This is a genomic window from Alkalimonas delamerensis (genome assembly GCF_030717955.1).
GTDB classification, from domain to species: domain Bacteria; phylum Pseudomonadota; class Gammaproteobacteria; order Enterobacterales; family Alteromonadaceae; genus Alkalimonas; species Alkalimonas delamerensis.
Genome location: NZ_JAUZVY010000001.1, coordinates 620248 through 645806, shown reverse-complemented (window position 1 = coordinate 645806; position 25559 = coordinate 620248). Strand labels below are relative to the sequence as shown.

The 25559-nt window shown below is 53.4% G+C and carries 15 protein-coding genes and 5 tRNA genes; 8 read left to right on the top strand and 12 right to left on the bottom strand.

Translation table 11 applies throughout. From position 1 onward, the window contains the following. Positions 1-236 precede the first annotated feature (236 nt). The 5 genes from Q3O59_RS02930 (at position 237) to Q3O59_RS02910 (ending at position 12146) form a co-directional block, all read left to right on the top strand. The gene (locus Q3O59_RS02930; protein ID WP_305944158.1) at positions 237-3152 is read left to right on the top strand and encodes a TonB-dependent receptor domain-containing protein; all 2916 of its coding nucleotides are present in this window, start codon (positions 237-239) and stop codon (positions 3150-3152) included. A 65-nt stretch (positions 3153-3217) separates the two neighbouring features. Continuing rightward, positions 3218-4708: a putative basic amino acid antiporter YfcC gene (yfcC, locus tag Q3O59_RS02925; RefSeq protein WP_305944157.1), complete on the top strand. Its 1491-nt coding sequence runs from the start codon at positions 3218-3220 to the stop codon at positions 4706-4708. Positions 4709-4718: 10 nt separating this feature from the next. Beyond that, the gene (iadA, locus tag Q3O59_RS02920; RefSeq protein ID WP_305944156.1) at positions 4719-5900 is read left to right on the top strand and encodes a beta-aspartyl-peptidase; all 1182 of its coding nucleotides are present in this window, start codon (positions 4719-4721) and stop codon (positions 5898-5900) included. Positions 5901-6259: 359 nt separating this feature from the next. Beyond that, positions 6260-10723, top strand: coding sequence for a glutamate synthase large subunit (gene gltB, locus Q3O59_RS02915; protein WP_305944155.1), 4464 nt, complete (start codon positions 6260-6262; stop codon positions 10721-10723). A 10-nt stretch (positions 10724-10733) separates the two neighbouring features. Further along, entirely contained in the window at positions 10734-12146 is a 1413-nt protein-coding gene (locus tag Q3O59_RS02910; protein ID WP_305944154.1) for an FAD-dependent oxidoreductase, read from the top strand. A 73-nt stretch (positions 12147-12219) separates the two neighbouring features. On the opposite strand, the gene Q3O59_RS02905 is transcribed toward Q3O59_RS02910, so the two are convergent. Together Q3O59_RS02905 and Q3O59_RS02900 are read right to left on the bottom strand one after the other, a co-directional pair. Further along, the gene (locus Q3O59_RS02905; protein WP_305944153.1) at positions 12220-13224 is read right to left on the bottom strand and encodes a DUF4382 domain-containing protein; all 1005 of its coding nucleotides are present in this window, start codon (positions 13222-13224) and stop codon (positions 12220-12222) included. Positions 13225-13316: 92 nt separating this feature from the next. Then, positions 13317-15347 carry a spermidine synthase gene (locus Q3O59_RS02900; protein ID WP_305944152.1) on the bottom strand — a complete coding sequence of 677 codons (2031 nt, stop codon included), beginning with the start codon at positions 15345-15347 and terminating at the stop codon, positions 13317-13319. Positions 15348-15513: 166 nt separating this feature from the next. Between Q3O59_RS02900 and Q3O59_RS02895 the strand changes: the two genes are divergently transcribed. Further along, positions 15514-16950: a YfcC family protein gene (locus Q3O59_RS02895; RefSeq protein ID WP_305944151.1), complete on the top strand. Its 1437-nt coding sequence runs from the start codon at positions 15514-15516 to the stop codon at positions 16948-16950. Between the two features lie 231 nt (positions 16951-17181). On the opposite strand, the gene Q3O59_RS02890 is transcribed toward Q3O59_RS02895, so the two are convergent. The 9 genes from Q3O59_RS02890 to dnaQ all read right to left on the bottom strand — a co-directional run bounded on the left by Q3O59_RS02890 (position 17182) and on the right by dnaQ (position 21100). Beyond that, positions 17182-17649 (bottom strand): helix-turn-helix domain-containing protein, encoded by a 468-nt coding sequence (locus Q3O59_RS02890; protein ID WP_305944150.1) that lies wholly within the window; start codon positions 17647-17649, stop codon positions 17182-17184. A gap of 175 nt (positions 17650-17824) precedes the next feature. Continuing rightward, positions 17825-18112 carry a hypothetical protein gene (locus Q3O59_RS02885; RefSeq protein ID WP_305944149.1) on the bottom strand — a complete coding sequence of 96 codons (288 nt, stop codon included), beginning with the start codon at positions 18110-18112 and terminating at the stop codon, positions 17825-17827. Positions 18113-18285: 173 nt separating this feature from the next. Continuing rightward, positions 18286-18376, bottom strand: a tRNA-Arg gene (locus Q3O59_RS02880). 53 nt (positions 18377-18429) lie between these two features. Beyond that, positions 18430-18506: transfer RNA gene (locus tag Q3O59_RS02875), tRNA-Asp, on the bottom strand. Between the two features lie 53 nt (positions 18507-18559). Continuing rightward, positions 18560-18636, bottom strand: a tRNA-Asp gene (locus Q3O59_RS02870). 48 nt (positions 18637-18684) lie between these two features. Continuing rightward, a tRNA-Asp gene (locus tag Q3O59_RS02865) sits at positions 18685-18761 on the bottom strand. 23 nt (positions 18762-18784) lie between these two features. After that, positions 18785-18861 (bottom strand) — tRNA-Asp (locus Q3O59_RS02860). A gap of 107 nt (positions 18862-18968) precedes the next feature. Continuing rightward, complete coding sequence (locus Q3O59_RS02855) at positions 18969-20408, bottom strand: TIGR03503 family protein (RefSeq protein ID WP_305944148.1); 1440 nt, start codon at positions 20406-20408, stop codon at positions 18969-18971. Further along, on the bottom strand, positions 20390-21100 hold the full coding sequence (gene dnaQ / locus Q3O59_RS02850; RefSeq protein ID WP_305944147.1) for a DNA polymerase III subunit epsilon: 711 nt from the start codon (positions 21098-21100) through the stop codon (positions 20390-20392). Before dnaQ ends, Q3O59_RS02855 begins: the two co-directional genes overlap by 19 nt. A 97-nt stretch (positions 21101-21197) precedes the next feature. On the opposite strand from dnaQ, the gene rnhA reads away from it, so the two are divergent. Continuing rightward, positions 21198-21671, top strand: coding sequence for a ribonuclease HI (rnhA, locus tag Q3O59_RS02845; RefSeq protein WP_305944146.1), 474 nt, complete (start codon positions 21198-21200; stop codon positions 21669-21671). Between the two features lie 7 nt (positions 21672-21678). Here rnhA and Q3O59_RS02840 read toward each other — a convergent pair whose 3' ends face one another. Continuing rightward, positions 21679-22230 carry a glutathione peroxidase gene (locus tag Q3O59_RS02840; RefSeq protein WP_305944145.1) on the bottom strand — a complete coding sequence of 184 codons (552 nt, stop codon included), beginning with the start codon at positions 22228-22230 and terminating at the stop codon, positions 21679-21681. A gap of 179 nt (positions 22231-22409) precedes the next feature. Between Q3O59_RS02840 and Q3O59_RS02835 the strand changes: the two genes are divergently transcribed. Continuing rightward, complete coding sequence (locus Q3O59_RS02835; RefSeq protein ID WP_305944144.1) at positions 22410-25382, top strand: EAL domain-containing protein; 2973 nt, start codon at positions 22410-22412, stop codon at positions 25380-25382. Positions 25383-25559 lie beyond the last annotated feature (177 nt).

The following is a 25559-nucleotide window of genomic DNA, read 5'->3' as shown; positions in this document are numbered from 1 at the left end:
AAAGCAGTACAGCTTAGCTCATATCACTATTCGTCTTACTACCTCTCTGAGTGGTTTAACGAATAGCACAACCGGTCATCCCTGACCGGCAGGTGTTATTGGTTCCTGCCCACTAAGTTTTACCAACATCAAACATAAAACGATATCGACGCTTACAGCTAGTACTGTGGTCTTTTGCCTGTATTGGGTAATGGCCTACTGTGCAACTGTCCGTCGAGCAGCACAGGTGTAACATCATGCGTAAAATCTCTGTATTAGCAACAGCCATTACCACGGCTCTGATTTCCGGGGCTTTATTGGCGGACGAGCAAGCCACTGAAGGCGCCAAGGTAGAGCGTATCGAAATCACGGGCTCGCGCATTCGCGGTGTCGACCTCGAAGGAACTCAGCCTTTGGTGGTGATTTCCTCAGAGGACATCAAAAACTCGGGTGCCAGCGATATTTATGAATTACTGCGCGACCTCGGACAGGTTCGTGGCGGCAGTGGTACTTTCTCAACCTCGGAGAGCGGTGCCACCTCCACCTCCACCCCTGGTGGTCAGGCTGCCGCCTCACTGCGGGGCCTTGGCCCGGCCTCAACGCTGACCTTAATCAACGGTCGTCGTGTTGCCGCTTCTTCCTTTGCAGCCGGCACGCAAAACTTCGTCGATATCAACAGCATTCCTTTGGCCGCCATTGAGCGGGTTGAAGTGCTGGCCACCGGTGCCTCCGCCATTTACGGTGCTGATGCCGTTGCTGGTGTTATCAACTACATCTTAAAAAGCGATTACGACGGTGCCGAGTTAAATCTAAACTATGGCAACAGCACAGCGTCAAGCAATGATGGTCGCGCCAACATCAACTTTGTGATGGGCCGTGAAGTAGCCGGTGGTAACCTGACGGTATTCGCCGACTACTTTGACCGTAAAATGCTGACCGCTCAGGATCGCAGTTTCACCCGCGACCCTGCTCTGGTGAGCAACTATTCTTACCTGCCGAAAGGCACACCTAACATTTATTTTTGGTCTGCCCGTTCAGGCGATGAAATTGGCAGCCCAGACTGTAAAACCGACTTTGTCACCACAGAGTTTGGTGAAGAAATCTGTGCTTATTACGGCAATGAAGACGATGTACTGGTCAGTCCATTTAAAAGTGCCGCCGTTGGTTTTATGTTTAACCGCGACTTAGCCAATGGATTACGTTGGAATACCGATCTGTTCTATACCCGCACCAAATCTACCGCTTTCTCCAGCCCTGCACCAATTGATCAAGTCGATGATACTGAAGGTCCATGGGTGCAGGAAACCGCACTGGATATTTTCCCGGATGCCATTCGTGACGACTTGTTGGATCAGATTTGGATTGATCCTTTCTGGTCAGAGGCAGGGCAACGTCTTTGGGGCTTCCGCTTTGATGCCCGCTTTAACGATCCAAGAACCATTGAAGTAGAAAGTGAAGCCATTCGCTTTGTTTCATCTTTAGGAGGCGATATCGGCCACTGGGAATGGGAAAGCGCCATTCTGTTATCCCGCTCTAAATCCACCCAGGAAGCTGTTGCCGGTATCTACAATCGATACAAGTACCACGCTGGTATCGCCGGTGAGCTTTGTCTGGACGGTACCATCGCCGATTACGATGGCTTTGACCTGACCTGCGCTTCCGGTGCTGGCCTGGCTGGTGTTTACAACCCATTCCTACAGAATGACCCAGCCAACGAAGCTATTTTAGGCCTGGCTCAGGAAGTCCCCACCCGGGACGGTCGCAGCACGGTTTATGGCTGGGACGCCCGTTTCAGTGGCGAGCTGTTTGAAATGCCGCATGGCTATGTCGGCGCCGCTTTAGGTCTGGAGCTGCGTCGTGAAGAAATCACCGATACACCATCACTGAATGCTCAGGCCCGTCCAGAAAACAACTACCTGGTCGATGTGTTTGGTTTTGGCTCCAGCTTATCGGCTGCCAGCCGCAATCAGGCCGCCGCTTTTGCTGAAATTTACGTTCCACTCGCCGAGCGCGTTGAGCTGCTGGCAGCCGGCCGCTACGATCATTACAACGACTTTGGTGGCACCTTCAACCCGAAAGTAGGTTTAACCTGGCGTCCGATCGATGAGCTGGTACTGCGTGGCTCCTGGGCCACTTCGTTCCGTGCTCCCTCCTTGACGCAAGCCGGTGTCCAGCTGCGAACCACCACAGCCACTTACGACTGCTCTGCCAATCAGACGGTTTCTGACCTTTACTGCGAAGGCCAAAACTTTACCAGCAGCCCGAATGTGCTTGAACTGGGTAACCCGGACTTGCAAGCAGAAACGTCGGAGTCCATCAGCCTGGGCCTGGCCTGGAGCCCAACCCGGGATACCACTATCACCATCGATTACTGGCAGTTTGATCACAAACGGCTGGTCGATACCGACATGACCGCCATGCTGGCACGCACGGCAACAGACGCCTCTGTTCGTCATTGTGGCCTGGTACCGCAAGGACAAATTGGTATCGCTTACAATCCGGATGTCTGTGACGTCACCGATGCCGAAGGACGCCGTATCGATCAGGCTGGCGCCAATCTGAGTGAAATTCTGTCGGCTTACGTCAATGAATTTGACCCACGCTTTGCCGAACTACCTTTGCTGCGGGATCATGTTATCCAGCTGGAAAACGTCGGTCAGCAGGAAGTGAAGGGTCTGGATATCAGCTTTAAGCACACGCTGGACTTTGCCGGCGGCCGTTTAGGGCTGGATATCGACTGGACCAACTACCTGTCCTTTAAACGCAATAAAGCCGGCTCGGATGAAATTGAGTCGCTGGTTGGTACCTACCGTTACCCACGCAACATCGGCAGTGCGCGGATTTCCTGGCGCAACGATGACTTGTTCCTGGGCTTAACCGCACTGTACACCTCTTCTTATGAGGACGATATCAGCCGGTTACGCCGCAGAAACATTTGGGAGCTGGAAGACTTGGGTGAGCTGAATGAAGAAGGCACCCGTCAAGTGGCCTCCTGGACCACCCTGCGGGCTAGCGTCGGCTACGACTTTGACAATGCCGCCATTAACCTGAGCATCGACAACTTGCTGGATCGGGACCCACCACGGGTATTCGGCAGCAGCCGTGGCTTTGATTCCATCAATCACAATGCCATGGGCCGCAGTTATCGTTTATCCTTTACTTACTTCTTCTAAGAAGCAATTTAGGGGAGCTTAGCTCCCCTCCTTCTTTTCAATAGAACGATACAGGCGAATTCGTTATGAAAACCGCGGTAAAACAACCGGTTGCCATGCCTGATGCTTTTGTGATCCTGTTTTTTGTCATGGTGCTGGCAGCCATTGCTACCCACCTGATCCCAGCAGGCAGCTTTGGCATGCAGCAGGTCGAAGTGTCTCAGGACGGCGTCACCGAGTTGCAACAACGCATTGATCCCGCCAGCTTTAAGCTGGATACAGAACAACAGCATGGCGTGCCTCTTTTTGCGGAAGGAGGCGGCATTGGCTTTTTAAACTATGCCTTTGAAGGGCTGGTATCCGGCTCCAAATGGGGCTCGGCCATCGGCGTGATTGCTTTTATTTTGCTGACCGGCGGCGCTTTTGGCATCATTATGCGCACCGGCGCCATTCACAATGGCATTCTGGCACTGATAGAGAAAACCAAAAACATGGAGGCGCTATTTATTCCTCTGATGTTTGTGTTGTTTTCTTTGGGAGGTGCCATTTTTGGCATGGGCGAAGAAGCCATCGCATTTTGCATTGTACTGCTGCCGCTGATGTATGCCCTGGGTTATGACGCCATCACCACAGTACTGGTGACTTATGTCGCAACTCAAATCGGCTTTGCCGCTTCCTGGATGAATCCGTTTAGCATTGCCATTGCACAAGGCATTGCCGATATTCCGCTGATGTCGGGAGCCGAGTTTCGTTATGGTCTTTGGTTCGTACTGACGCTATTTGGCATGGTGTTTACCATGCGTTACGCCAAGCGGATCAAAGCCAACCCGGAGCTGTCGCCCAGTTACCAAAGCGACTTGGAGGTCAAAGCCAAGCAGCAAAACACCGCTCAAGAGCACAGCCACTACACCGGGGTGGATACGTTGATTTTGCTGGCCTTTTTTGCCGGCCTTGGCTGGATTATCTGGGGCGTCACCACCCGGGAATACTACATACCGGAAATAGCCAGCCAATTCTTTACCATAGGTCTGGTAATCGCCGTGCTGGGTATTTTGGGTGGTCGCTTAACCGTCAATGGTGCAGCCGATGCCTTTAAACAAGGCGCAGCGGAGCTGTTGCCGGCGGCACTGATCGTCGGCATGGCCAAAGGCATTGTGTTGGTGCTGGGCGGGGACAATCCGGAAACACCATCGGTGCTCAATACGCTGTTACACTACTCGGGCCAAGCACTGGGTGACTTGCCGGCCTGGTTATCGGCCTGGGCGATGCTGGCGCTGCAATCGGTGTTCAACTTCTTTGTTGCCTCCGGCTCTGGCCAGGCAGCTTTAACCATGCCGCTGATAGCACCCTTAGCGGATTTGGTCGGACTATCACGACAAATCGCTGTGCTGGCCTTCCAGCTGGGTGATGGCCTGACCAACATCATTATTCCAACCTCAGCAGCACTGATTGGCTGTCTGGGCGTGGTACGGCTGGATTGGACCCTCTGGGCCCGCTTTGCCTGGAAACTGTATTTGTGGCTCTTTTTACTGGCCAGCGTCGCCATGCTGCTGGCGGTTGCCATTGGCTACCAATAACGAGGTATTTGTGAACGGATTAACACTCTTTAAAGGGGCCGAAGTACTGGCTCCAGAGCCACTGGGGCAGCAAGATGTGCTGATTGGTGGTGGTCAAATTCTGGCGATTGCCAAGTCACTATCGCTGGGCAGCAGCAACTTGCCGGTGACCGAGGTGGATGCCAGCGGGCATTATCTGGTGCCAGGCTTCGTCGACTCGCTGGTGCACTTTATCGGCGGAGGGGGCGAAGCAGGTTTCGCCAGTCGCACGCCGGAAATGCAACTGACCGATGCAACTTTAGGCGGCGTGACCACCGCTATTGGTGTGCTCGGTACTGATGCCACCACCCGCACCCTGACCAACCTGCTGGCCAAAGCTCATGCGTTGGAAGAAGAAGGCATCAGCACCTGGTGCCACACCGGCTCTTACGAGATCCCATGCCGAACTCTGACGGGCAATATTACCGACGATTTAATCTTGATCGATAAGTTTATCGGCGTTGGTGAAATTGCCATCAGCGATCACCGTTCGTCGCAGCCGACCATCAGCGAAATTCGCAAAGTGGCGGCAGCCGCCCGTGTTGGTGGCATTTTGTCAGGGAAAAGCGGCATTGTCAGCGTGCATATGGGGGCTGGCGACAGCATATTGCAGCCAATACTGGATGCTGTCAGTGGCAGCGAGCTGGAACTGACCCAGTTTTACCCTACCCATATGAACCGCAATCAGGCGGTGTTTGCTGCCGGTCTTGCCTATGCCAAACAAGGCGGTTATCTGGACTTTACCACCAGCACCACCGATTACGATTTAGCCCATGGCGAAGTTGCTGCGGCCGAGGCTTTGGCCATCAGTCTGGCGGAAGGGATCCCGGTATTGCAACTGACCTTAAGCTCCGATGGCAATGCCAGCCTGCCGATTTACGATAAAAAAGGCAGCATGCTGGGGTTGGAAGTCGGCCAGGTACGCACCTTGTTCCAATCGGCCCGTCAGGCCGTGCAGCAATTTGATGTCGCCTTAACGGATGCCATCTGCAGCATTACGGCTTCACCGGCCGATATTCTGGGGCTAAAACAAAAAGGGCGTGTTGCTTCGGGCAAAGACGCCGATTTGGTTCTGCTTCGCCGGGACGATCTGTCGATAGATCAGGTTTGGGCCAAAGGCCGGCAATTGGTCGGCAACAGCCAGCCACTGGTCAAAGGAACCTTTGAAAGCTAAACGCATAACATAAGCATAGTTTGGCATTTATCAAAAGCTGCTTCGGCAGCTTTTTTTCTGGCTAAAACCCCATAGGCAGCCGAAATAGCCGCAATTCGTGTAATTTATTTTCATATTCAACTGATTACTTTCTATACTCTAGGGTGCGAAAAGTCTGCTTGCTTTTTCACGCCAAAGCCGGTATACCTATTGCTTAACATTATTTAGACGGCTAGACGCTCTAAGAGCTTTTACTCTAGAAACACTGAAAAACTAAATTCATTTTGTTGTTTTATTTCAGTTTTACGCCGCGCACACAAATAGAATAAAAATTCACAAATTATAAATTTATATCCATTTTGACAAGTTTGGAGGTGTGTATGGCGTTGTACCAACACGCACAAGCCCGTGAAAACTGCGGCTTTGGCCTGATTGCCCATTTAGCAGGAACCCCCAGCCACAAGCTGGTGCGAACTGCCATCAATGGTTTGGATCGGATGCAGCACCGCGGCGGTATTTCTGCCGATGGGAAAACCGGCGATGGTTGCGGCCTCTTGATGCAAAAACCCGACAGTTTTTTCCGCGCGATTGCCGAAGAGCAAGGCTGGACCTTGGGTAAAAAATACGGCGTTGGCATGCTGTTTTTAAGCCCAGATCCGGACAAAGCAGCTTTTGCCCGTAAAGTGATTGAAGAAGAAGTGGGCCATGAAACCCTGACGCTGGTCGGTTGGCGGAAAATGCCGGTTGACGCATCCGTGCTCGGCCCCATTGCGTTGGACTCGATGCCGCAAATTGAGCAGGTCTTTGTCAATGCCCAACCCGGCTGGCGCAAGCGCGATTTGGAGCGCCGCCTGTATATGGTGCGCCGCCGCATTGAAAAGCGGCTGGCCGATGATAATGATTTTTATATCCCTAGTTTTTCCTGCCTGGTGACGGTCTTTAAAGGCCTGATGATGCCAGCCGACTTGCCGCGCTTTTATCTGGATCTGGCCGATATCCGGCTGGAAACTGCCATTTGCGTGTTCCATCAGCGTTTTTCCACCAATACCATGCCGCGCTGGCCACTGGCGCAGCCATTCCGCTTTTTAGCGCACAATGGTGAGATCAACACCATCAAAGGCAACCGTCAGTGGGCCCGTGCCCGCCAGTACAAATTTGGCTCGCCGCTGCTGCCCGATCTGCAGCAAGCCGCTCCTTTTGTTAAAGAAGACACCTCGGATTCCAGCTCGCTGGACAACATGCTGGAGCTGTTCTTAGCCGGCGGCATGGATTTATTCCGCGCCATGCGCTTGCTGGTGCCACCAGCCTGGCAAGGCAACCGGGTGATGGACGATGACTTAAAAGCCTTCTACGAATTTAACTCCATGCATATGGAGCCCTGGGATGGCCCGGCTGGTATCGTCATGACCAATGGCCGCCATGTGGCCTGTAACCTGGATCGCAACGGCCTGCGCCCTGCCCGCTTTGTCATTACCAAAGATCAGGTGCTGACACTGGCCTCAGAAGTCGGGATCTGGGATTACAGCCCGGATGAAGTGCAGGAAAAAGGCCGGGTTGGCCCGGGCGAAATGCTGGCGGTCGATACTTACACCGGCAAGGTCTGGCGCTCCTGCGATATCGATGAAGATTTAAAGCAGCGCCATCCATACCGGGCCTGGCTGAATGAAAACGTGCAGCGCTTAATCCCCTATGAACAGTATGAGCTGGATCTGATTGGCAAGCGAGTGTTTGACGATGCCACCATGCAGGTCTACCACAAGCTGTTTAACTACAGCTACGAAGAAATCGATCAGGTGATGACGGTACTGGCCAAAGACGGTCAGGAAGCGGTCGGCTCCATGGGTGACGATACGCCGATGGCGGTGTTGTCGCAAAAGCCACGCACCCTGTTTGATTACTTCCGTCAGCAGTTTGCTCAGGTCACCAACCCGCCCATCGATCCGCTGCGGGAAAACCACGTGATGTCGCTCGCTACCAGCATTGGTCGTGAGCACAACGTATTCAGTGAAACTGCAGGATACGCCCGCCGCATTCAGTTTGAGTCGCCGGTGATGATGTACTCGGATCTCAAGCAACTAAAAGCAGCTGACGACGAGTTCTATCGCCACCGCCAGTTCGCACTGAACTTTGACCCAGAGCAGCAAACCCTACAACAGGCACTGGAAAGCCTGTGTCAGGACGTAGTGACCGCAGTGCGTGATGAGCAGGTGGTGTTGGTGATGTTATCCGATCGCGCCATTGCTCAGGGCAAGCTGCCCATTCCTGCCGCAATGGCTGTCGGTGCTGTACAGCAAGCGCTGGTCAAGGCACAGCTGCGCTGCGACTCCAACATCATTGTCGAAACCGCCACTGCCCGCGATCCGCACCACTTTGCTGTGCTGGTAGGTCTGGGTGCCACTGGGGTCTACCCCTTTATGGCGTACGAAACGGTCGAGCAACTGGTGGAAAAAGGCGTGCTGAACTTAAGCGCCCGTCAGGCAGTACTGAATTACCGCAAAGGCATCAATAAAGGGCTGTACAAGATTATGTCGAAGATGGGGATCTCGACCATCGCCAGTTACCGCTGCTCCAACTTGTTTGAGATCATCGGCCTTGGCAACGACATTATGCAGCTGTGTTTTGCCGACATCGACTCCCGCATTGGTGGTGCCAACTTCGACGATATTCAGCAGGATTTGCAGCAACTGGCCCATGTCGCCTGGCTCAAGCGCAAACCACTGAATCACGGCGGCCTGCTGAAATACGTGCACGATGGTGAGTACCATGCCTACAACCCGGATGTGGTGCAAACCCTGCAACAGGCAGTGCGTAGCGGCGAGTACCGCGATTACCAGCGCTACAGCCAACTGGTAAATGAACGGCCTATTGCTCATATCCGCGATTTGTTGCGGATTAAGCCGGCCGATAAGCCACTGCCGCTGGAGCAGGTGGCGCCCGATAGCGAGCTGTACCCGCGCTTTGACAGTGCGGCTATGTCGATTGGCGCCTTAAGCCCGGAAGCGCATGAAGCCCTGGCCATTGCGATGAACCGGCTGGGTGGTCGTTCGAATTCCGGCGAAGGTGGTGAAGATCCGCGTCGCTTTGGTACCGAGAAAAACTCCAAAATCAAGCAAATCGCCTCCGGCCGTTTTGGCGTGACGCCACATTACCTGGTCAATGCCGAAGTGCTGCAAATCAAGGTTGCCCAGGGCGCCAAGCCTGGTGAAGGCGGCCAGTTACCGGGCGAGAAAGTCACCGCTGAAATCGCCCACCTGCGTTATTCGGTGCCTGGTGTGACTTTGATTTCGCCGCCACCGCATCACGATATCTACTCGATTGAGGATTTGGCCCAGCTGATTTTCGATTTAAAGCAGGTCAACCCCAAAGCCCTGGTATCAGTAAAGCTGGTCTCTGAGCCCGGCATCGGCACCATTGCCACCGGTGTAGCCAAAGCCTATGCCGATTTGATTACCGTGTCCGGCTACGATGGCGGTACCGGCGCCAGCCCGCTTACTTCGGTCAAATACGCTGGCAGCCCCTGGGAATTGGGCCTGGCCGAAGTGCATCAGGCGCTGGTGGATAACGGCCTGCGCCACAAAGTACGGTTGCAGGTCGACGGTGGCCTGAAAACCGGCCTCGATGTGGTCAAAGCCGCGATTTTGGGTGCGGAAAGCTTTGGTTTTGGCACCGGCCCCATGGTAGCGCTTGGCTGCAAATTCCTACGGATTTGCCATTTGAACAACTGCGCCACCGGCGTAGCCACCCAGGACAGCACCTTGCGTAAAAATCACTTCAATGGCTTGCCGGATATGGTAGTGAACTACTTTACTTTCCTGGCACGCGAAGTACGTGAGTTGTTGGCGCAGCTTGGAGTCGAGAAGCTGGAAGATTTAATCGGCCGCACCGATTTATTGGAGCTGGTAGAGCCGCAAACCCAAAAACAAAGCCGGTTGGATTTGAGCGAAATTCTGGACTCTTCCGGTGTGCGCTCTGAAAAACCACTCTACTGTGTTGAACCCAATACGCCCTTTGATGCCGGAGATCTGAACTTAAAGCTGGTGGAGCTTTTGGGCGATGCGGTCAAGCGCAAGGCTGGCGGCAGTGTCCGGCTGCCCATTCGCAATACCGATCGCTCGGTTGGCGCTATGCTATCCGGCTTAATTGCCCGCCAGCACGGCAATCAGGGCATGGCGGTCGAGCCGGTGCAGGTCCGGTTAACCGGCACGGCTGGCCAGAGTTTTGGTGTCTGGAATGCCGGCGGCCTGCACTTGTCTTTGCAAGGCGATGCCAACGATTACGTCGGTAAAGGCATGACCGGTGGCCAGATTTCGGTGTTCCCGCCCAAGGGCGTGGGCTATGCCAAAGAAGGCGCGACCATTATCGGCAACACCTGTTTGTACGGCGCTACCGGCGGACGGCTGTTTGCCGCTGGCAAAGCCGGTGAGCGTTTTGCCGTGCGCAACTCCGGTGCTATTGCTGTGGTGGAAGGCACTGGCGATAACTGCTGCGAATACATGACCGGCGGTGTGGTGGTGGTGCTGGGTGATACCGGTGTCAATTTTGGCGCTGGCATGACCGGCGGTTTTGCCTACCTGCTGGATGAGCAGAATGATCTGGAGCTGCGGGTCAATCCGGAGCTGGTCGAATGCCTGGATATCAGCATGCCGATTTTGCAGGAACACCTGCGCAGCCTGCTGCACCAACACGTTGAGCAAACCGGCAGTGAGCTGGCGCATCAGATCCTGTCGGACTTTAAAACCTATTTACCCAAATTCCGTCTGGTCAAACCGAAAACCAGCGATGTACACACCCTGCTAGGTCACCGGGCTCGTTCTTCCGACGAGCTGCGCGTGCAAGCGATGTAAGGAGACGGTGATGGCGCAGAATGTTTATCAGTTTATTGATGTCGAGCGGATCGATCCGCCCAAGCGTTCCTTGCAGGAGCGCACCATAGAGTTTGTGGAAATTTACCAGCCGATGACCGATACCCAGGTAGCCGGTCAGGCCGATCGATGCCTCGATTGCGGCAACCCTTACTGCGAATGGAAATGCCCGGTGCACAACTACATTCCGCAGTGGCTGCAACTGGCCCACGACGGCAAAATCATTGAGGCGGCCGAGCTGTCGCACAAAACCAACAGCTTGCCGGAAGTCTGTGGCCGGGTTTGCCCGCAAGACCGGCTGTGCGAAGGGGCCTGCACCCTGAATGAAGGCTTTGGTGCCGTTACCATTGGTAGCATCGAAAAGTACATTACCGATAAGGCCTTTGAAATGGGCTGGCGGCCGGATTTATCGGCTGTGACCAAAACCGATAAAAAGGTGGCCATTGTCGGTGCCGGCCCTGCGGGGCTGGCCTGTGCCGATGTGCTGATCCGTAACGGTGTTACGCCAGTGGTGTTTGATCGCAACCCGGAAATTGGTGGCCTGCTTACCTTCGGCATTCCGGCCTTTAAGCTGGAAAAAGAAGTGATGCAGCTACGCCGGCAAATCTTCAGCGAGATGGGCATTGAGTTTCGCTTAAACACCAGCATTGGCAGCGACATCGCCTTTGACACCCTAGTGCAGGACTACGATGCGGTCTTCCTGGGGCTGGGTACCTACACGCCAATGAAAGGCGGTCTTGCCAACGAGGAAGCACCAGGCGTACTGGAAGCCCTGCCCTTTTTGATTGGCAACACCAATCAGTTAATGGGCTGGCAGACCGAACATCCGTTTGTCAGTATGGAAGGCAAGAAAGTGGTGGTGCTAGGCGGTGGCGATACCGCTATGGACTGCGTGCGTACATCCATCCGCCAGGGCGCGCACCAGGTGATTTGTGCCTATCGGCGCGATGAAGCCAATATGCCAGGCTCACGCAAAGAAGTGCAAAATGCCCGCGAGGAAGGCGTCGAGTTCCAGTTTAATCTGCAGCCTTTGGGGATTGAAGTCGATCCGGCTGGCAATGCCTGCGGTGTGCGGGTGGTGCAAACCAAACTGGGCGAGCCGGATGCCAATGGCCGCCGCAGCCCCGAGCCGATCGCTGGCTCTGAGCAGGTGCTGGAAGCCGATGCCATCATCATTGCCTTTGGTTTTCAGCCAAGCCCACCGGCCTGGTTGCAGGACTACGGCATTGAGCTCGATAGCAAAGGCCGGGTCAAAGCCAGTGAGCAAAGCACCTATGCACTGCAAACCAATCAGCACAAGATCTTCGCTGGCGGCGATATGGTGCTGGGCTCTGATCTGGTAGTGACCGCCATCGCCCAGGGCCGCAAAGCAGCCGAAGGCATACTGGATTATTTACAGGTATAAAACAAAGCGCCCGGCTGATGCCGGGCGCTTTATGTGTAGCAGAAATGACTAGCCAGTAATTATCCGATTGCGGCTAAAAATCCAGCTGATGCGGTTGCTGCTGCGCTTCGATGCTGATGTTCTGTGCCGCTAAGAACAGGATCTCATCCACTTCTTCTGGATCATCCTCTAGATCGCAGGTGATAGCGACCGTATAGTTGCCTGCAGCGATAAAGCCAATGCTGTAACGGTACTCAGTCGCATCATTGACAAAGAAAACACCGGTGCTGGCGTAAGGCAGCTGCAGCTCATCGCTGGCATTGTCGTCCGAGCGATTATCCGACATGCCATCCAGCGCCACATCCGCACCTTCAAACAAATAGACAGCCGCTACTGCCGCCCGCTCATCGGCCGGATTGACATCGCACTGGTTATCCAGCAGAAAGCCTTCACTGACCAGCCCTTCCAGGTGCCCTACTTCACTGTTATCCACCAACCGCAGGCCTCTTGGCTGCACTATAAAGCCCGGTTGGCCAACCGGGTTAACCAAAGCACGGCGTAAATCAAACTCCAGGGTGTAACTGAAAGTGCCACCAGCACTTAAGGTCGGTCCATCCAGCCGCAACTGGTTGGATGGTACCCGAACCGGTTGACGGCTGCCATCCAGCAACTCAACGTAGCTGCCATCGGCTATATCCAGTCGTAACTGACCATAAGAACCAGCCGATACCGTCGCACCGGTAATCAAGGCTTCAGCATTAGCCCCTTGCAAAGTCAGCAAATCAATACCACGGCTGTTGGGCACTACATTGCCGGCCTCATCACGGCAAACATCATTGGTTTCGGCAGTAAAATCGTCCGAACCCAGAGTAAAGCGCTGCGGCGGCATGCCATTGCCCACTAACTCAATGCCGGAGAAGCAAATCACCACTTCCGCCGCCTCAGTCACCGGGGCGTCACTAACGCCCAAACTAAAGACCGCACTGGTTGGATCTTGTTGCGTCGGCGCTTCGTCTTCCGAGCTGTTACCACAAGCTACCAAAGCTACAGAAACCGCAGCGGCCATTGCCGCCAGTCGAAATGAGTTTGTGTTCATCATCGTGCTTACCTCTTGTCCTATAAACAAAGTGACGACAAAGCGCCTTTCCTACAGTTAACGGATCAGCGCACCACTTTATTCCACACTTTTTATTATTTTAGTACACGCAGTAAATTGCTAAAATCATCCGTCCACTGAATCGCCGGGTTTAGCCTGGTTGGCCAGTTGCCTGCCGCCTGCTGAATCGCTTCTTGCCGGATAAAGTCCTGATTCGTGGTGAGCAATACCCACTCGGTCGCCGCCGGGTTTTGGCTATCGGCCGGGGTGTGAAAAAACAGCGCATCCAGCCCAAAGTGATGGGCGTGATTGCGCACCACTGAGGTCAAGTCCAGGTAGTTGTTCGAGATATGCACCGCCAATACGCCATCAGCGCGCAAATGCTGCAAATAGAGCGCAAAGGCTTCGCGGGTCAGTAAATGCTGCGGGATGGCATCGCTGCTAAAGGCATCCAACACCAGCACATCAAACTGCTGGCTGCCCTGCTGCTGCAACTGCTGTTGCAGCACCAAGCGGCCGTCCCCCTGCAGCACTTCAATAGTCGCAGCGCTATCGGCCAGATAACTAAAGTGCTGCTGCGCCGTGCTAATCACCGCTGGATTCAGCTCGTAAAACTGAATGCGATCCCCTGCCTTGCCATAAACCGCCAGAGTACCAGCCCCCAGGCCAACCATGCCAAAATGCCGGCCAGCGCTTTTACTGCCATTGGCCAGGCCAGCCTCCGGTTGACCATACTGCAGCGCCAGCGCCACGCCGGTACCAGGTCGGTAGTAACTCAGCGCTTGTTGCCGTTGATCCTCAACCAGATACTGAGCGCCATGGCTAGTAGTGCCATCAATCAGAATACGCTGTAACTCACCGGCCACTGGGATATCCCGCACCACCAGGCTGCCGTAAAAATTACGCTCTTGATGCACGGTAAACTGGTTCAGTAGCAAATGCAGCCAAATCGCCAACAGCGCAAAACTTGCAGCGCCACTCAGCCAGGCGACTTTTCGCCACAGCACCAGTTGACGCTGCCAGGGCAGCACAGCCAGCAGCAGGATGGCCAACAGCACCAACGGAAATTCATGAAAGTCGTTCAGCAACAACGGCGCAAGCAAATTGACCAACAAGCCACCCAGTACGCCGCCAAGTGCCATCGCCAGATAAAAACGGGTGAGCTGACTTGCTGCCGGCTTTAAGCGTGCCAGTTCGCCGTGACAAAGCATGCAGCCGCTGAACAGGATCAGCAGATACAAAGCCAGCTGCGAATAGAGATCGAATAACCTTCCAAAGTGGATCAGCACCAGCGCCAGCACCAGACCAATGCCAAACAGGTACAGCCAGATCGCGCGTTGATACCAGTGCTCGCGGTTAAATACCAGAATAAAGCTCAGCAGATACAGTGCCAGCGGTACTACCCACAAAAATGGCACTGGCGGTACGTTTTGCGTCAGTTGCTGCGTCACCGCCAGCAATAACACCACCCCTGCGGCCGATAAACTGAGCCAATAACCCCACTGCCTGCTACTGGCAGCAGCAACAGCTTCAGAAGTAGTACTGGCCTTCGGCAACTGCCATCTAAGTAAGGCCAATAGCAACAAAGCCAGGCCAGTAAAGCCCCACTGCCAACCAGTAAACTGCTGCGACAATGGCAGCCAGGGCTCCACAATAAAGGGGTAACTGAGCAAGGCCCCCAAGGAGCCGACATTGGATAAGGCATAAAGCCGATAAGGCGAGCGCAGTGGGAAACGATCGGCAAACCAGCGCTGTACCAAAGGGGCACTGGCCGCTATCACCAACAACGGCAAACCAAACAACAGCAGCAGCCAACTTAAGATGCTAAGCAAAGGATAGCCGGATGGCTCGGGCGCTGAGACCACACTGCCAGCCCACCACAACCAAAGCAGCGCCAACAGCACCAGACTGCCGTGCACAGTGCGTTGCTGCTTTAAACTCAGCCTATGAGTCAGCCAATGCGCATAGCTGTACCCGGCCAGCAGCATCAGTTGAAAGAACAGCATGCAGGCAGTCCAGACCGCAGCGCCACCACCGTAATAGGGCAATAACCAACGCGCTGCCAGCGGCTGGATCAGAAACAACAACAAGGCACTGAGAAAAATGGTGATGGCAAATAGAGGCACAGCGGCATCCGGCTGGTTTTACAAGGCGCTCAGCCTAGCTAAAGCCAGCTCAGACTGCAAGCCTGTTCAGACCAGCAACAAAAAACCAACAGGGCCTTGGTTGCTTACCAGCCTTCAGGTAGACTTGGCGGGTTTGTATTCACCCTCATAACAAAAAGGTCTTTCCATGAAGAAAGCATTTAAGGTCCCCCATACCCTCACGCTGCTGTTTAGCATGATGATCGTGGCCATGATCGCCACCTGGATCGTGCCACAAGGTTTCTTTGACACCGCCCTAACCGATACCGGTCGCACGGTCGTAGTCCCCGGCACCTATACCCTGGCGGAAGAGCGGGAGCTGCTTACCCCCTGGCAACTGCTGACCGCCGTACCCCGCGCTTTTGCCGCAGCGCAAGACATTATCTTTTTTGTCTTTATCGTCGGTGGTGTGCTGGCGGTGGCCCGTAGAACCGGCACCGTTGATGCGCTGATTGGCCGCTTGCTGGAAAAACACAGTGACGCCCCGCATAAATTGATTTTTATGGTGATCTTCTTTTTCTCACTGGCCTCCGGTGCCATTGGTACCGCCGGTGAATACATTCCCTTTGTGCTGATCTTAGTGGCGCTGTGCAAAGCGATGCGGCTGGACAGCATGACAGCAGTTGGCATGACAGTCGCTGGCTACGGTGTTGGCTATGGGGTGTCGGCTTTTAATCCCTTTACCGTGCTGATTGCTCAGGGCATTGCCGAAGTGCCGCCTTACTCCGGCATGTGGCTGCGGTTGGCACTGATCTTGCCTTTTTGCATTATTGCTTACCACCATGTCTGGAAATACGCGCAGAAAGTCATTGCCGATCCCACAGCATCGATGGTGGCCGATTTGCCCTGCCCGGTTGGCGATATCAGTGAAAAAAACTACCCCAGCCTGAACAAACGCCACAAGCTGATTTTAGCTAGCTTTTTAATCACCATCGGCATTGCCATCTACGGTATTTCGCAGCATGGCTGGTATCTGTATGAACTGGGTGCCTGCTTTATCGGCTGGGGCCTGCTGACCACTCTGATTGGAAGGCTGAGCTTTGATCAGGCCTCTGACAGCTTTATTGAGGGCGTCAAGGATTTAACCACCACCGCAGTGCTGATTGGTATTGCCCGGGGGATTGCGCTGATTTTAGAAGACGGGCAAATTCTGCACAGCATCGTACACGGCCTGTCCATGCCGCTGTCGCATGTCCCTGCGACCATTTCGGCCTTTGGCATGCTGGTGATTCAGACCATTTTGAATCTGTTTGTGCCATCAGGCAGCGGCCAGGCCTTTGTCACCATGCCACTGATGGCACCTCTAAGCGATTTAGTGGGCGTACCGCGTCAGGTGGCCGTACTGGCGTATCAGTTTGGCGATGGCTTCTCCAACATGATCGTACCGACCAATGCGGTACTGATGGGCATCATCGGCATTGCCGGTGTGCCTTACGATCGCTGGTTTAAGTTCTGCATGCCGCTGCTGCTCAAGTTAATGCTGGCTGCCGCTGTGGTGCTGATGCTGGCAGTGGTGTTTGGCTACGGTGCCGATGTGCAACCCGAGGTAGTGCTGGCACCTGTTGAGGCCATCACCGCTTCTTGATTTCCTTCCTAGTGCCATGATCAGCCTGGCTGGTCATGGCCGTCCCTTTTCATGAGAGCCAATTCCCCGGTGACCTGCCAGCAAGCAGAACATCATTCCCACGAATACAGGCAATCCTGGCATGATTGGACTGCGTAGAAAAGCCTAATGGTTCCCATGCTTTCCTAACGCTGTGCGCATGCGCGCGAACTTGTTGCGAGCGCCCAAGGGGCGCGTTTTTGATGGCTATTGTTATGTGCTTGATGCTGCATCAGGCTCGTACCAGATACCATACTTGTCACCTTGCCACTTCAGAAAATAATACGAGTAGGCTGTTGCAAGCATGATAATACCGCCAGTTAAAGCCGCCTCGCTAACAAACCCAAGACAGCAAAATGGAAAGCCAAAAAAGTGTGATATTTTTTCAACTCTCACAACTGTTCTGCGTGCGGGCCTGATCTGCAAAAAATTTAATGCAAACCAAATCTTCAAAAATATCGGTAATCTTTGCCAATTAAGGGTGTTTTTATCAATCATAAAAGTCTCCTGGTTCAGTGTTTTTACATCGACATCAAGAGCCGCAGCAAGACATTTTAATGATTCAAAACTAGCATTGTGACCACTCTCGATACGCTGAATGGTTCGGACATTTAATCCCGACATTTGCGCTAATTGCTCTTGAGAAATATGCCGACTAAGTCGCAGTTCTTTTAAAATCATAAAATGGCTCCTGTACTCCTGAACCAAGAGTGTTACTTATATTTTAATCTGTCAGGTACGTAAAGTACCCGACATTAAGCCGACAGCTGCGTATTTTCAGCACATAACGACCAAATTTAGCGCGAAAAACCGCGTAGCGGATTGACGTCCCAGCGGGAGCGAATGGTGCGTTTTGTTAGCCGCCATCGATGCTCCTTTGCTTGAATTTTTTCGGGACAAAAGCGTAAATTGCAGAGCTAATGATAATCACAGATATAGCAAGGAATAAAAAACCAACTGCCTCTAAAGCGTCTGGTTTGCACTCCTTACCTAAAACAGAGCAATAAACAAAATCGACGGCAAATGGCGATGCAATTCCCAACGCAAAAATTAGCAAAAAGCTGAATGATGCTTTTAGTTTTAGTGGAATCACAATGAATAGAATGGCGAGAACTGGAAATCCAATTACGAGAGTTGTTGTCATAACACAGGTCCTTGTTTCGTTTTGCAGCTAACGCCGTGCGCACCAGCTCACTTAACTCTTGGTATAACTGATGCTAATGGAATTAAATTTACATGGGAACAGCTTATTTACAGATTTAGATATTTAGAGATGATGCATAAAATGCAGGATTTAAATGCAGAAACAAAACGAAATGGCGGAGCGGACGGGGCTCGAACCCGCGCCCCCCGGCGTGACAGGGCGCTAAGTTCGTAGCTAAGAGCGAACCAACTGAACTACCGCTCCGCGAAAAGCGATGATACTAGAATGCAGGCTTTGAAAGCAGAACAACAACGAAGTGGCGGAGCGGACGGGGCTCGAACCCGCGACCCCCGGCGTGACAGGCCGGTATTCTAACCAACTGAACTACCGCTCCGCGAAAAGCGATGATACTAGATTGCAGGCTTTGAAAGCAGAAACAAAACGAAGTGGCGGAGCGGACGGGGCTCGAACCCGCGACCCCCGGCGTGACAGGCCGGTATTCTAACCAACTGAACTACCGCTCCGCAGCGGTATCGTACTACTTTGCACCTGTTACACGAACAATTCGATAGTGGCGGAGCGGACGGGGCTCGAACCCGCGACCCCCGGCGTGACAGGCCGGTATTCTAACCAACTGAACTACCGCTCCGCTATCGGATGCTGCGTAAGGTTTGGCGGAGCGGACGGGGCTCGAACCCGCGACCCCCGGCGTGACAGGCCGGTATTCTAACCAACTGAACTACCGCTCCAAACCAAGGTGCGCTGCCCATCATGTCAGTGATGTTGCAGTGCGGCGGGAATGATAAGGGCTAGGGTTTGCTGCGTCAACTCCTTTTTGGCCGCAATTGCGCAAAGCTTAATCATCCGGTAATGACAAGTCGAGAATATCGTCCAGATCGTCTTTTTTGCCAGCAGTTTTGTTGGTCGGCTCTACTGCCTTGCTTTCTTTTTTCGCTGTTTTATCACTGGCGGCTTTTTTCTTCGGCAGCAAATCACGCCAGGACTTCCCGCTCATCATCAGCCAGATGACAAAGCCACCCACTGACAAAATCAGTAGGTTGGCTGCAATCACCCAGCCCCAGGGGAAAGATGCAGGCTCTTCTTGCTGCAGTCGTGCGGCTTCTTCGGCCAGGATTTCCTCGGGCAGGCGCTCCAGCTCAGGGGCCTGAAAGGTTTCAATATTGACAGAAAAACTTAAGTTGGGCAGTGTCAGCATAAACTCACGGCCACTGTGCAGCTCACCAAAAGCCTGAACTTCCACCACATAACTGCCAAAACCGCGATGCTCAAGCGGTAAATCAAAGCCATGCTCTTGCGCCAGCACGGTAAACTCCAGCACATCGCCATCCGGATAACGGGCCCGGCCCTGGAAAATTAAAGACTCACTGCGAATTTGTGGGTCCGTCACCTCAAAGTGCACCCGATGCGTTCCCTCTGGCTGCTCGGCTTGCTCCACCCGAAGCTGAACCGGCAGCGGATGCACCATAACGGGCTTTTGCTCTACTTCACGGGTGTAAAGCGGGGTTTTCACCAGGTATTTCGGGATCCATTCGCCAGCGGCAAAATCCAGCTTGAACTCTCCGGTAAAAATACCGTCGCGGGCGCGCTCGTCCAGCCCACGACCATCGTCACGAAACTGAGCCACCTCGACGATGCCGCGGCCAAAATTATCGTGCTCGGGGTTATTGGCACTGATAAAGATCACATCCAGTGTCAGGATCTCGCGAAAATCACGGGCATTGATGGGTTCACCGGCATTTTGCAACCGTGCCGTCACTTTCAGGGTTTCACCACTCATCACATGCTCAGGCAGTGGGTCCACATCCAGCAGAATATCGCTCAACACCATAATACGACTTTCCGGCAGAATGCGCCCCAGTGCCTGCCAGGGCCCCGGCATCGGTGTCGGTATTTGAATCAGATCGTACTGGCGGCTGCTGTGCCAGACCACCTGCTGCTCTTCCGCATTTCGAAAGTTGATTTTACTGCCATCCGGGCGCACCAAAATAACCGAGGGTGATCCGGGCCGCCGGAACATCAGCAGCGTAATTTCATCGACCTCGCCATCAATGCGAAACCGGTTATCGAACAAAGCAACCTGGTTTTGGGTCGGCAGCTGCTCTAGCATTTCAAAGCCAACGTCAAAAGGCGTATCGGCCAACAACTCGGAAAAACTGAGATCCATCTGCTCCAGTTGTGCCAGCTCTTCGGGCGATAACGCATCCTCATGCACAGGCTCTGCCGCTGCAACCACAGCGCAGCACAACAACCAGAGTGTTAACAGCCTTCGGACCATAGGATGGCTCCTGCTTTCTTTTCAATGGCTTGCAAACGCTGTTGGTGCGCTTCCAACTCTTGCGGATTGGCTCGAATCACCTTAAGGCGATCGCTGCGGCGAATTTGTCTGGGTTGCTGCTGATCGTGATCGTCTTGCTGTTGCTCCGAGGCCAGGTTCAGGCTGACCTGACCACCGGTCATCCGCAGATAAACATCGGCCAGAATTTCCGCATCCAGCAAGGCCCCGTGCAAGGTACGGTGGCTGTTGTTGATGTCGTAGCGCCGACAGAGTGCGTCCAGGTTGTTTTTCTGGCCAGGGTGCAGATCACGGGCCAGTTTCAGCGTATCCAGAATGGCGCAATACCCTGCTACAGCGGGCAGGGTTGGCCGCAGCATGCTGAACTCATGGTCAATAAAGCCGACGTCGAAAGCTGCGTTGTGAATAACCAGCTCAGCCCCTTGGATGTACTGGAAAAAGTCCTGTGCGATATCACGAAATTTTGGCTCATGCATCAGGCGCTCATTGGTAATGCCGTGCACCGCAATGGCTTCGGCCTCAATTTCCCGCTCTGGATTGATGTAGACATGGTAGTTATTGCCGGTAAAGCGGCGGTTGATGAGCTCCACACAGCCAATCTCGATAATACGGTGGCCTTCTTTGGGGTTGATGCCGGTGGTTTCTGTATCCAACACAATCTGACGTTTTGCCATCTGCGGTTCCGCTGTCGTCGCTTTTACGGTAAATTATAACAAGGAAGCCTCTGCTGCGCGCGCCTGCAACACAGCATTCAATTCGAAGGACAACCCAATGCAAAAAACTGTCACCATCTTTACAGATGGTTCCTGCCTTGGCAACCCTGGCCCAGGCGGGTACGGTATTGTCATGCGCTATCAACAGCACCACAAAGAGTTGAGTGCTGGCTTTGTGCAAACCACCAACAACCGGATGGAGCTGTTGGCTGCCATTGTTGCACTTGAAACCTTAAAGTCGGCTTGCCTGGTGGAACTGTATACGGACAGCCAGTATGTTCGACTGGGCATCACCCAGTGGCTGGCCGGATGGAAGCGCAATAACTGGCTAACCAGCCAGAAGAAAGCGGTGAAAAATCAGGATCTCTGGCAACGGTTGGATGCTGCCAGCCAACGGCATCGCATTAGCTGGCACTGGGTCAAAGGCCATTCCGGCCATCCGGAAAATGAGCGCTGCGACCAGTTGGCGCGGGAGGCCGCAACAAATGCGGCCACCAACATCGATGCAGGCTTTGAAAGCAGTCCAAGTTAGACTGGCTTTAACCGCCTGCCGCCAGTAACTTTTCCAACTCAGCCACAAAGGCTGGATCCGATGGGCTGACCCGGCTGCCAAAATGCAGCACGGTTTGCTCGTCGGCACTCACCAGGTATTTATTGAAGTTCCACGATGGTTGCTGGCCACTTTTATCAATCAAGGCACGAAATACCGGGTTTGCACTCCGCCCCCGGACCGAGGTGGTGGAGAACATCGGAAACTCGACCCCATAGTCCAGATAGCACACCTCGGCAGTTCTGGCCTCATCGCTGTGCTCCTGACGGAAATCATTGGAAGGAAAACCCAGCACCACCAAACCTTGTTCGCGATAACTCTGATAGAGTTGCTGCAAGGCTTCAAACTGAGGCGTAAAGCCACAGCGGCTGGCGGTATTGACCACCAACAGCGTTTTGCCTTGATACTCTGCGCACAAATCGACGGTCTCACGGGTATTTAACTGTTGCATCGAGTGGCCAAGGACGGCACCGCATTGACTGGCCAGCAACTGGCCACTGAATACAACTGCGCCAAACGTGATAAACCAGGTGGTTTTCATTGGAAAGCTCCGCAAAGGTTGAAAAGTAAGTCTGGATGATACGGTAGGATAGTTCAACTGGATCCAGTTTTCACAGCATTAAATCTTTGATTGGTCTACAATAAGGAACATTGCATCATCACAGCTCCGACTTTAATCGTACTAAGCGGGCACCACAGAGCAAAAATCATCCACATTTCATGAAGACACTTCGTACTTTAGGACAATTTAAAGCGCATCCGGCTGCCATGGCATTACTTTTGGCCGGCCTGCTGCTGAACACGGCCTTTGTGTGGTATTTGGACACTCAACGCACTGAACGCCAACAACTGGCACTGGCACAAACCGCCCAGTCATTTTTGAATCAGTTGCAGCTTCGTCTGGAGCGTAACTTTACCACGGCCTATGCCATTGCAGCCGGTATCATGCAACAAGGTAATGAGCACATTGATTTTTCAAGCTACGCTAAAGAGCTGCTTGCTTACTACCCCGACATTCAGGCCATTTCGTTGGCACCTCAAGGGGTTATTGAAGCCGTTTACCCACTGACGGGCAATGAAGCTCTGCTCGGTTTTGATATGTTTGCCCATCCCGGCCAACAACAAGAAGCAAGGCGCGCCAAAGCCGCAGGAGAACTGCGACTCAATGGACCTTTTTCCCTGGTGCAAGGCGGCTTTGGTGTGGTTGGCCGGCTGCCCCTTGTTGTCCAATCCGAAGACCCGGCATTCTGGGGTTTTATCAATGTCACCCTGCAGCTGGATCCCATCCTGGATAGCCTGCAAACCGAGTTTTTTCAAAGCCCTGGGGTACGTTTTCATCTGTGGCGCCAGGCTCCGGACCAAAGTCATCAATCGATTCGACAACACCCGCAGTTTCATCAGCCAGAGCAGTCCTTTACCCTACCCTTAGCCGATAACCCCTGGCAATTGGACTTGCACTACGTCCCCAGCTGGCAAGAGCGGCTGCCGTTTTGGCTGGAACTTGTTTTTGGGTTGCTCTCCAGCCTGATGCTGTATGGCTTTGCGTTGTTTTATTTGCAGATGCGCGGTCAACGCGGCTTGCTGGCGCATCAGGTAACCGAGCGTACCCAAGAGTTGCAGCAAACCCTGGAGCGGTACCGCTCTTTTGTACAGGCGTCCGATACCGGCGGCTGGGAGTACGACCAAAGCCGCAACTTCTTAAAGTGCAGTCGCGAGTACTTCAGCATGCTAGGGCGAGACCGGCAAGGCTTTGATCAATCAGGCAAGGACAATCTGGCGTCCTGCTGGCTGGATCTGATTCATCCGGATGATGTTGCTGCGGCCAGCCAGGCCTTTCTGGACTACCTGCAACAGCCAATCGGCTTGTATGAAAGCCAGTTTCGGATGCGCCACCAAAATGGCGACTGGGTTTGGGTTTTATCCCGTGGCCGCACTTTGACGGGGATAGATGGTACCCCTTCGTCAATAACAGTAGGCACCCACATTGATATCAGCCGGCAAAAACAGAGCGAGCTGAAATTAAAACTGCTGGAGCAACTGTTTGAGCAAAGCTCAGAGGGTATGCTGATTACCGATCCGGAACAAAAAATTCTGCTGGTCAATCGCGCCTTTTGCCAAATTAGCGGCTACACAGCTGAAGAAGTGCAAGGAAAAACACCCAGCATTCTATCTTCCGGCAAACACGACAAAAGCTTTTACCAGGCGATGCAACAGGCCATTCAACGTCATGGCAGCTGGCAAGGCGAGATCTGGAACCGACGCAAAAATGGCGAACTCTACCCGGAGTGGCTTAGCATCAGCCAGATTCTCAACGCGAAGGGTCAACTGACCCATTACGTCGCTTCCTTTAGTGACATTAGCAGCTACAAACAAGACCAGGAGAAACTCAACTTTCTGGCCCATTTTGATTCCCTGACCCAGCTGCCCAATCGAACCCTGTTGCTCGACAGGACCGAGCAAGCCATTCAACGCGCCAAACGCAATCACAGCCAACTGGCCATGCTGTTTATCGACCTGGATCGCTTTAAAAAAATTAACGACTCTTTGGGGCACCAGGTGGGTGATGAGCTGCTGGTGCAAGCCGCTCAGCGCTTGAAAAGCCTGACCCGCAGCCAGGACACCTTAAGCCGGCTTAGCAGCGATGAGTTTATTTTGCTGTTGCCCGACACCGATCAGCAGGCAGCCGGCAAGCTGGCCGGGCGCATTTTGCAAACCCTGCAAACACCTTACTTTTTGACCAGGGACCCGCTGAGTGTCTCTGCCTCCATCGGCATTGCCATCTATCCGGCGGATGGTGACAACTTCTTTGATCTCAATAAGCATGCCGATATTGCCATGTTTCAGGCCAAAGAAAATGGCCGCAACAGCTACTGCTTTTTTACCGCAGGCATGCAAAGCCAGTTCAATCGCAGCTTGCAGCTGGAGAATGCGCTGCGCCATGCCATCGAGCGCGATCAACTGCAACTGGTGTATCAGCCGCAGTATTGCTTGCTGCAACAGCGCCTTACTGGCTTTGAAGCCCTATTGCGCTGGCAACACCCAGAGCTTGGCTTTATTTCACCGGCCGAATTTATTCCTATTGCCGAATCCAGCGGTTTGATGACCAAGCTGGGTGACTGGGTGCTGCAGCACGCCATACAGCAACAAAAGGCTTGGCAGCAAGCAGGATTCGAACCTTTGGTGATGGCCATTAACCTGTCACCGGTGCAATTTCGCCAGCCAGACTTGCTGTCGACCATTGTCAATCAGTTGCAACTGGCCCGACTGCCAGCCAACCAGATTGAACTGGAAATCACCGAAAGCGCCATGGTCGACGATGCCGAAAAAGCCATCGCAACGGTTAACGCCATTCGGGAAGCTGGCATTCAGGTCGCCATCGATGATTTTGGTACCGGTTACTCGTCGCTGAGTTACCTGAAACGATTCAAGCTGAATAAACTCAAGATCGATCAGTCCTTTGTCCGCGACTTGCTGGACGATCAGGATGACCGCGCCATTGTGACCGCCATTATCCGGCTGGCGCAAAGCCTGGGACTAAAAACCATCGCCGAAGGGGTCGAAACATCAGAGCACCAAGGCTTGTTGCAGCAACTCGGCTGCGAAGCCATTCAGGGCTACCATTATGGCCGTCCTATGCCAGCAGAAGCGGCCACCGCCTTTATTCAGCAAGCCTTTGCGCAGCAACAAGCCTGACAGCCTAGTGGCTTTCGCCAGCAATCGTTCGATTTTATCGGCACTAACCTTACTATTTTTTATTACTCAACAAATTCAGAATGTTATGTAGATTTTACTAAAAAAGGGACTTTTAAACTCCCCTGCTGTGAACCCAGCCAAGCACGGAGGAGTAAATATTGGTGGACACTTATTGGA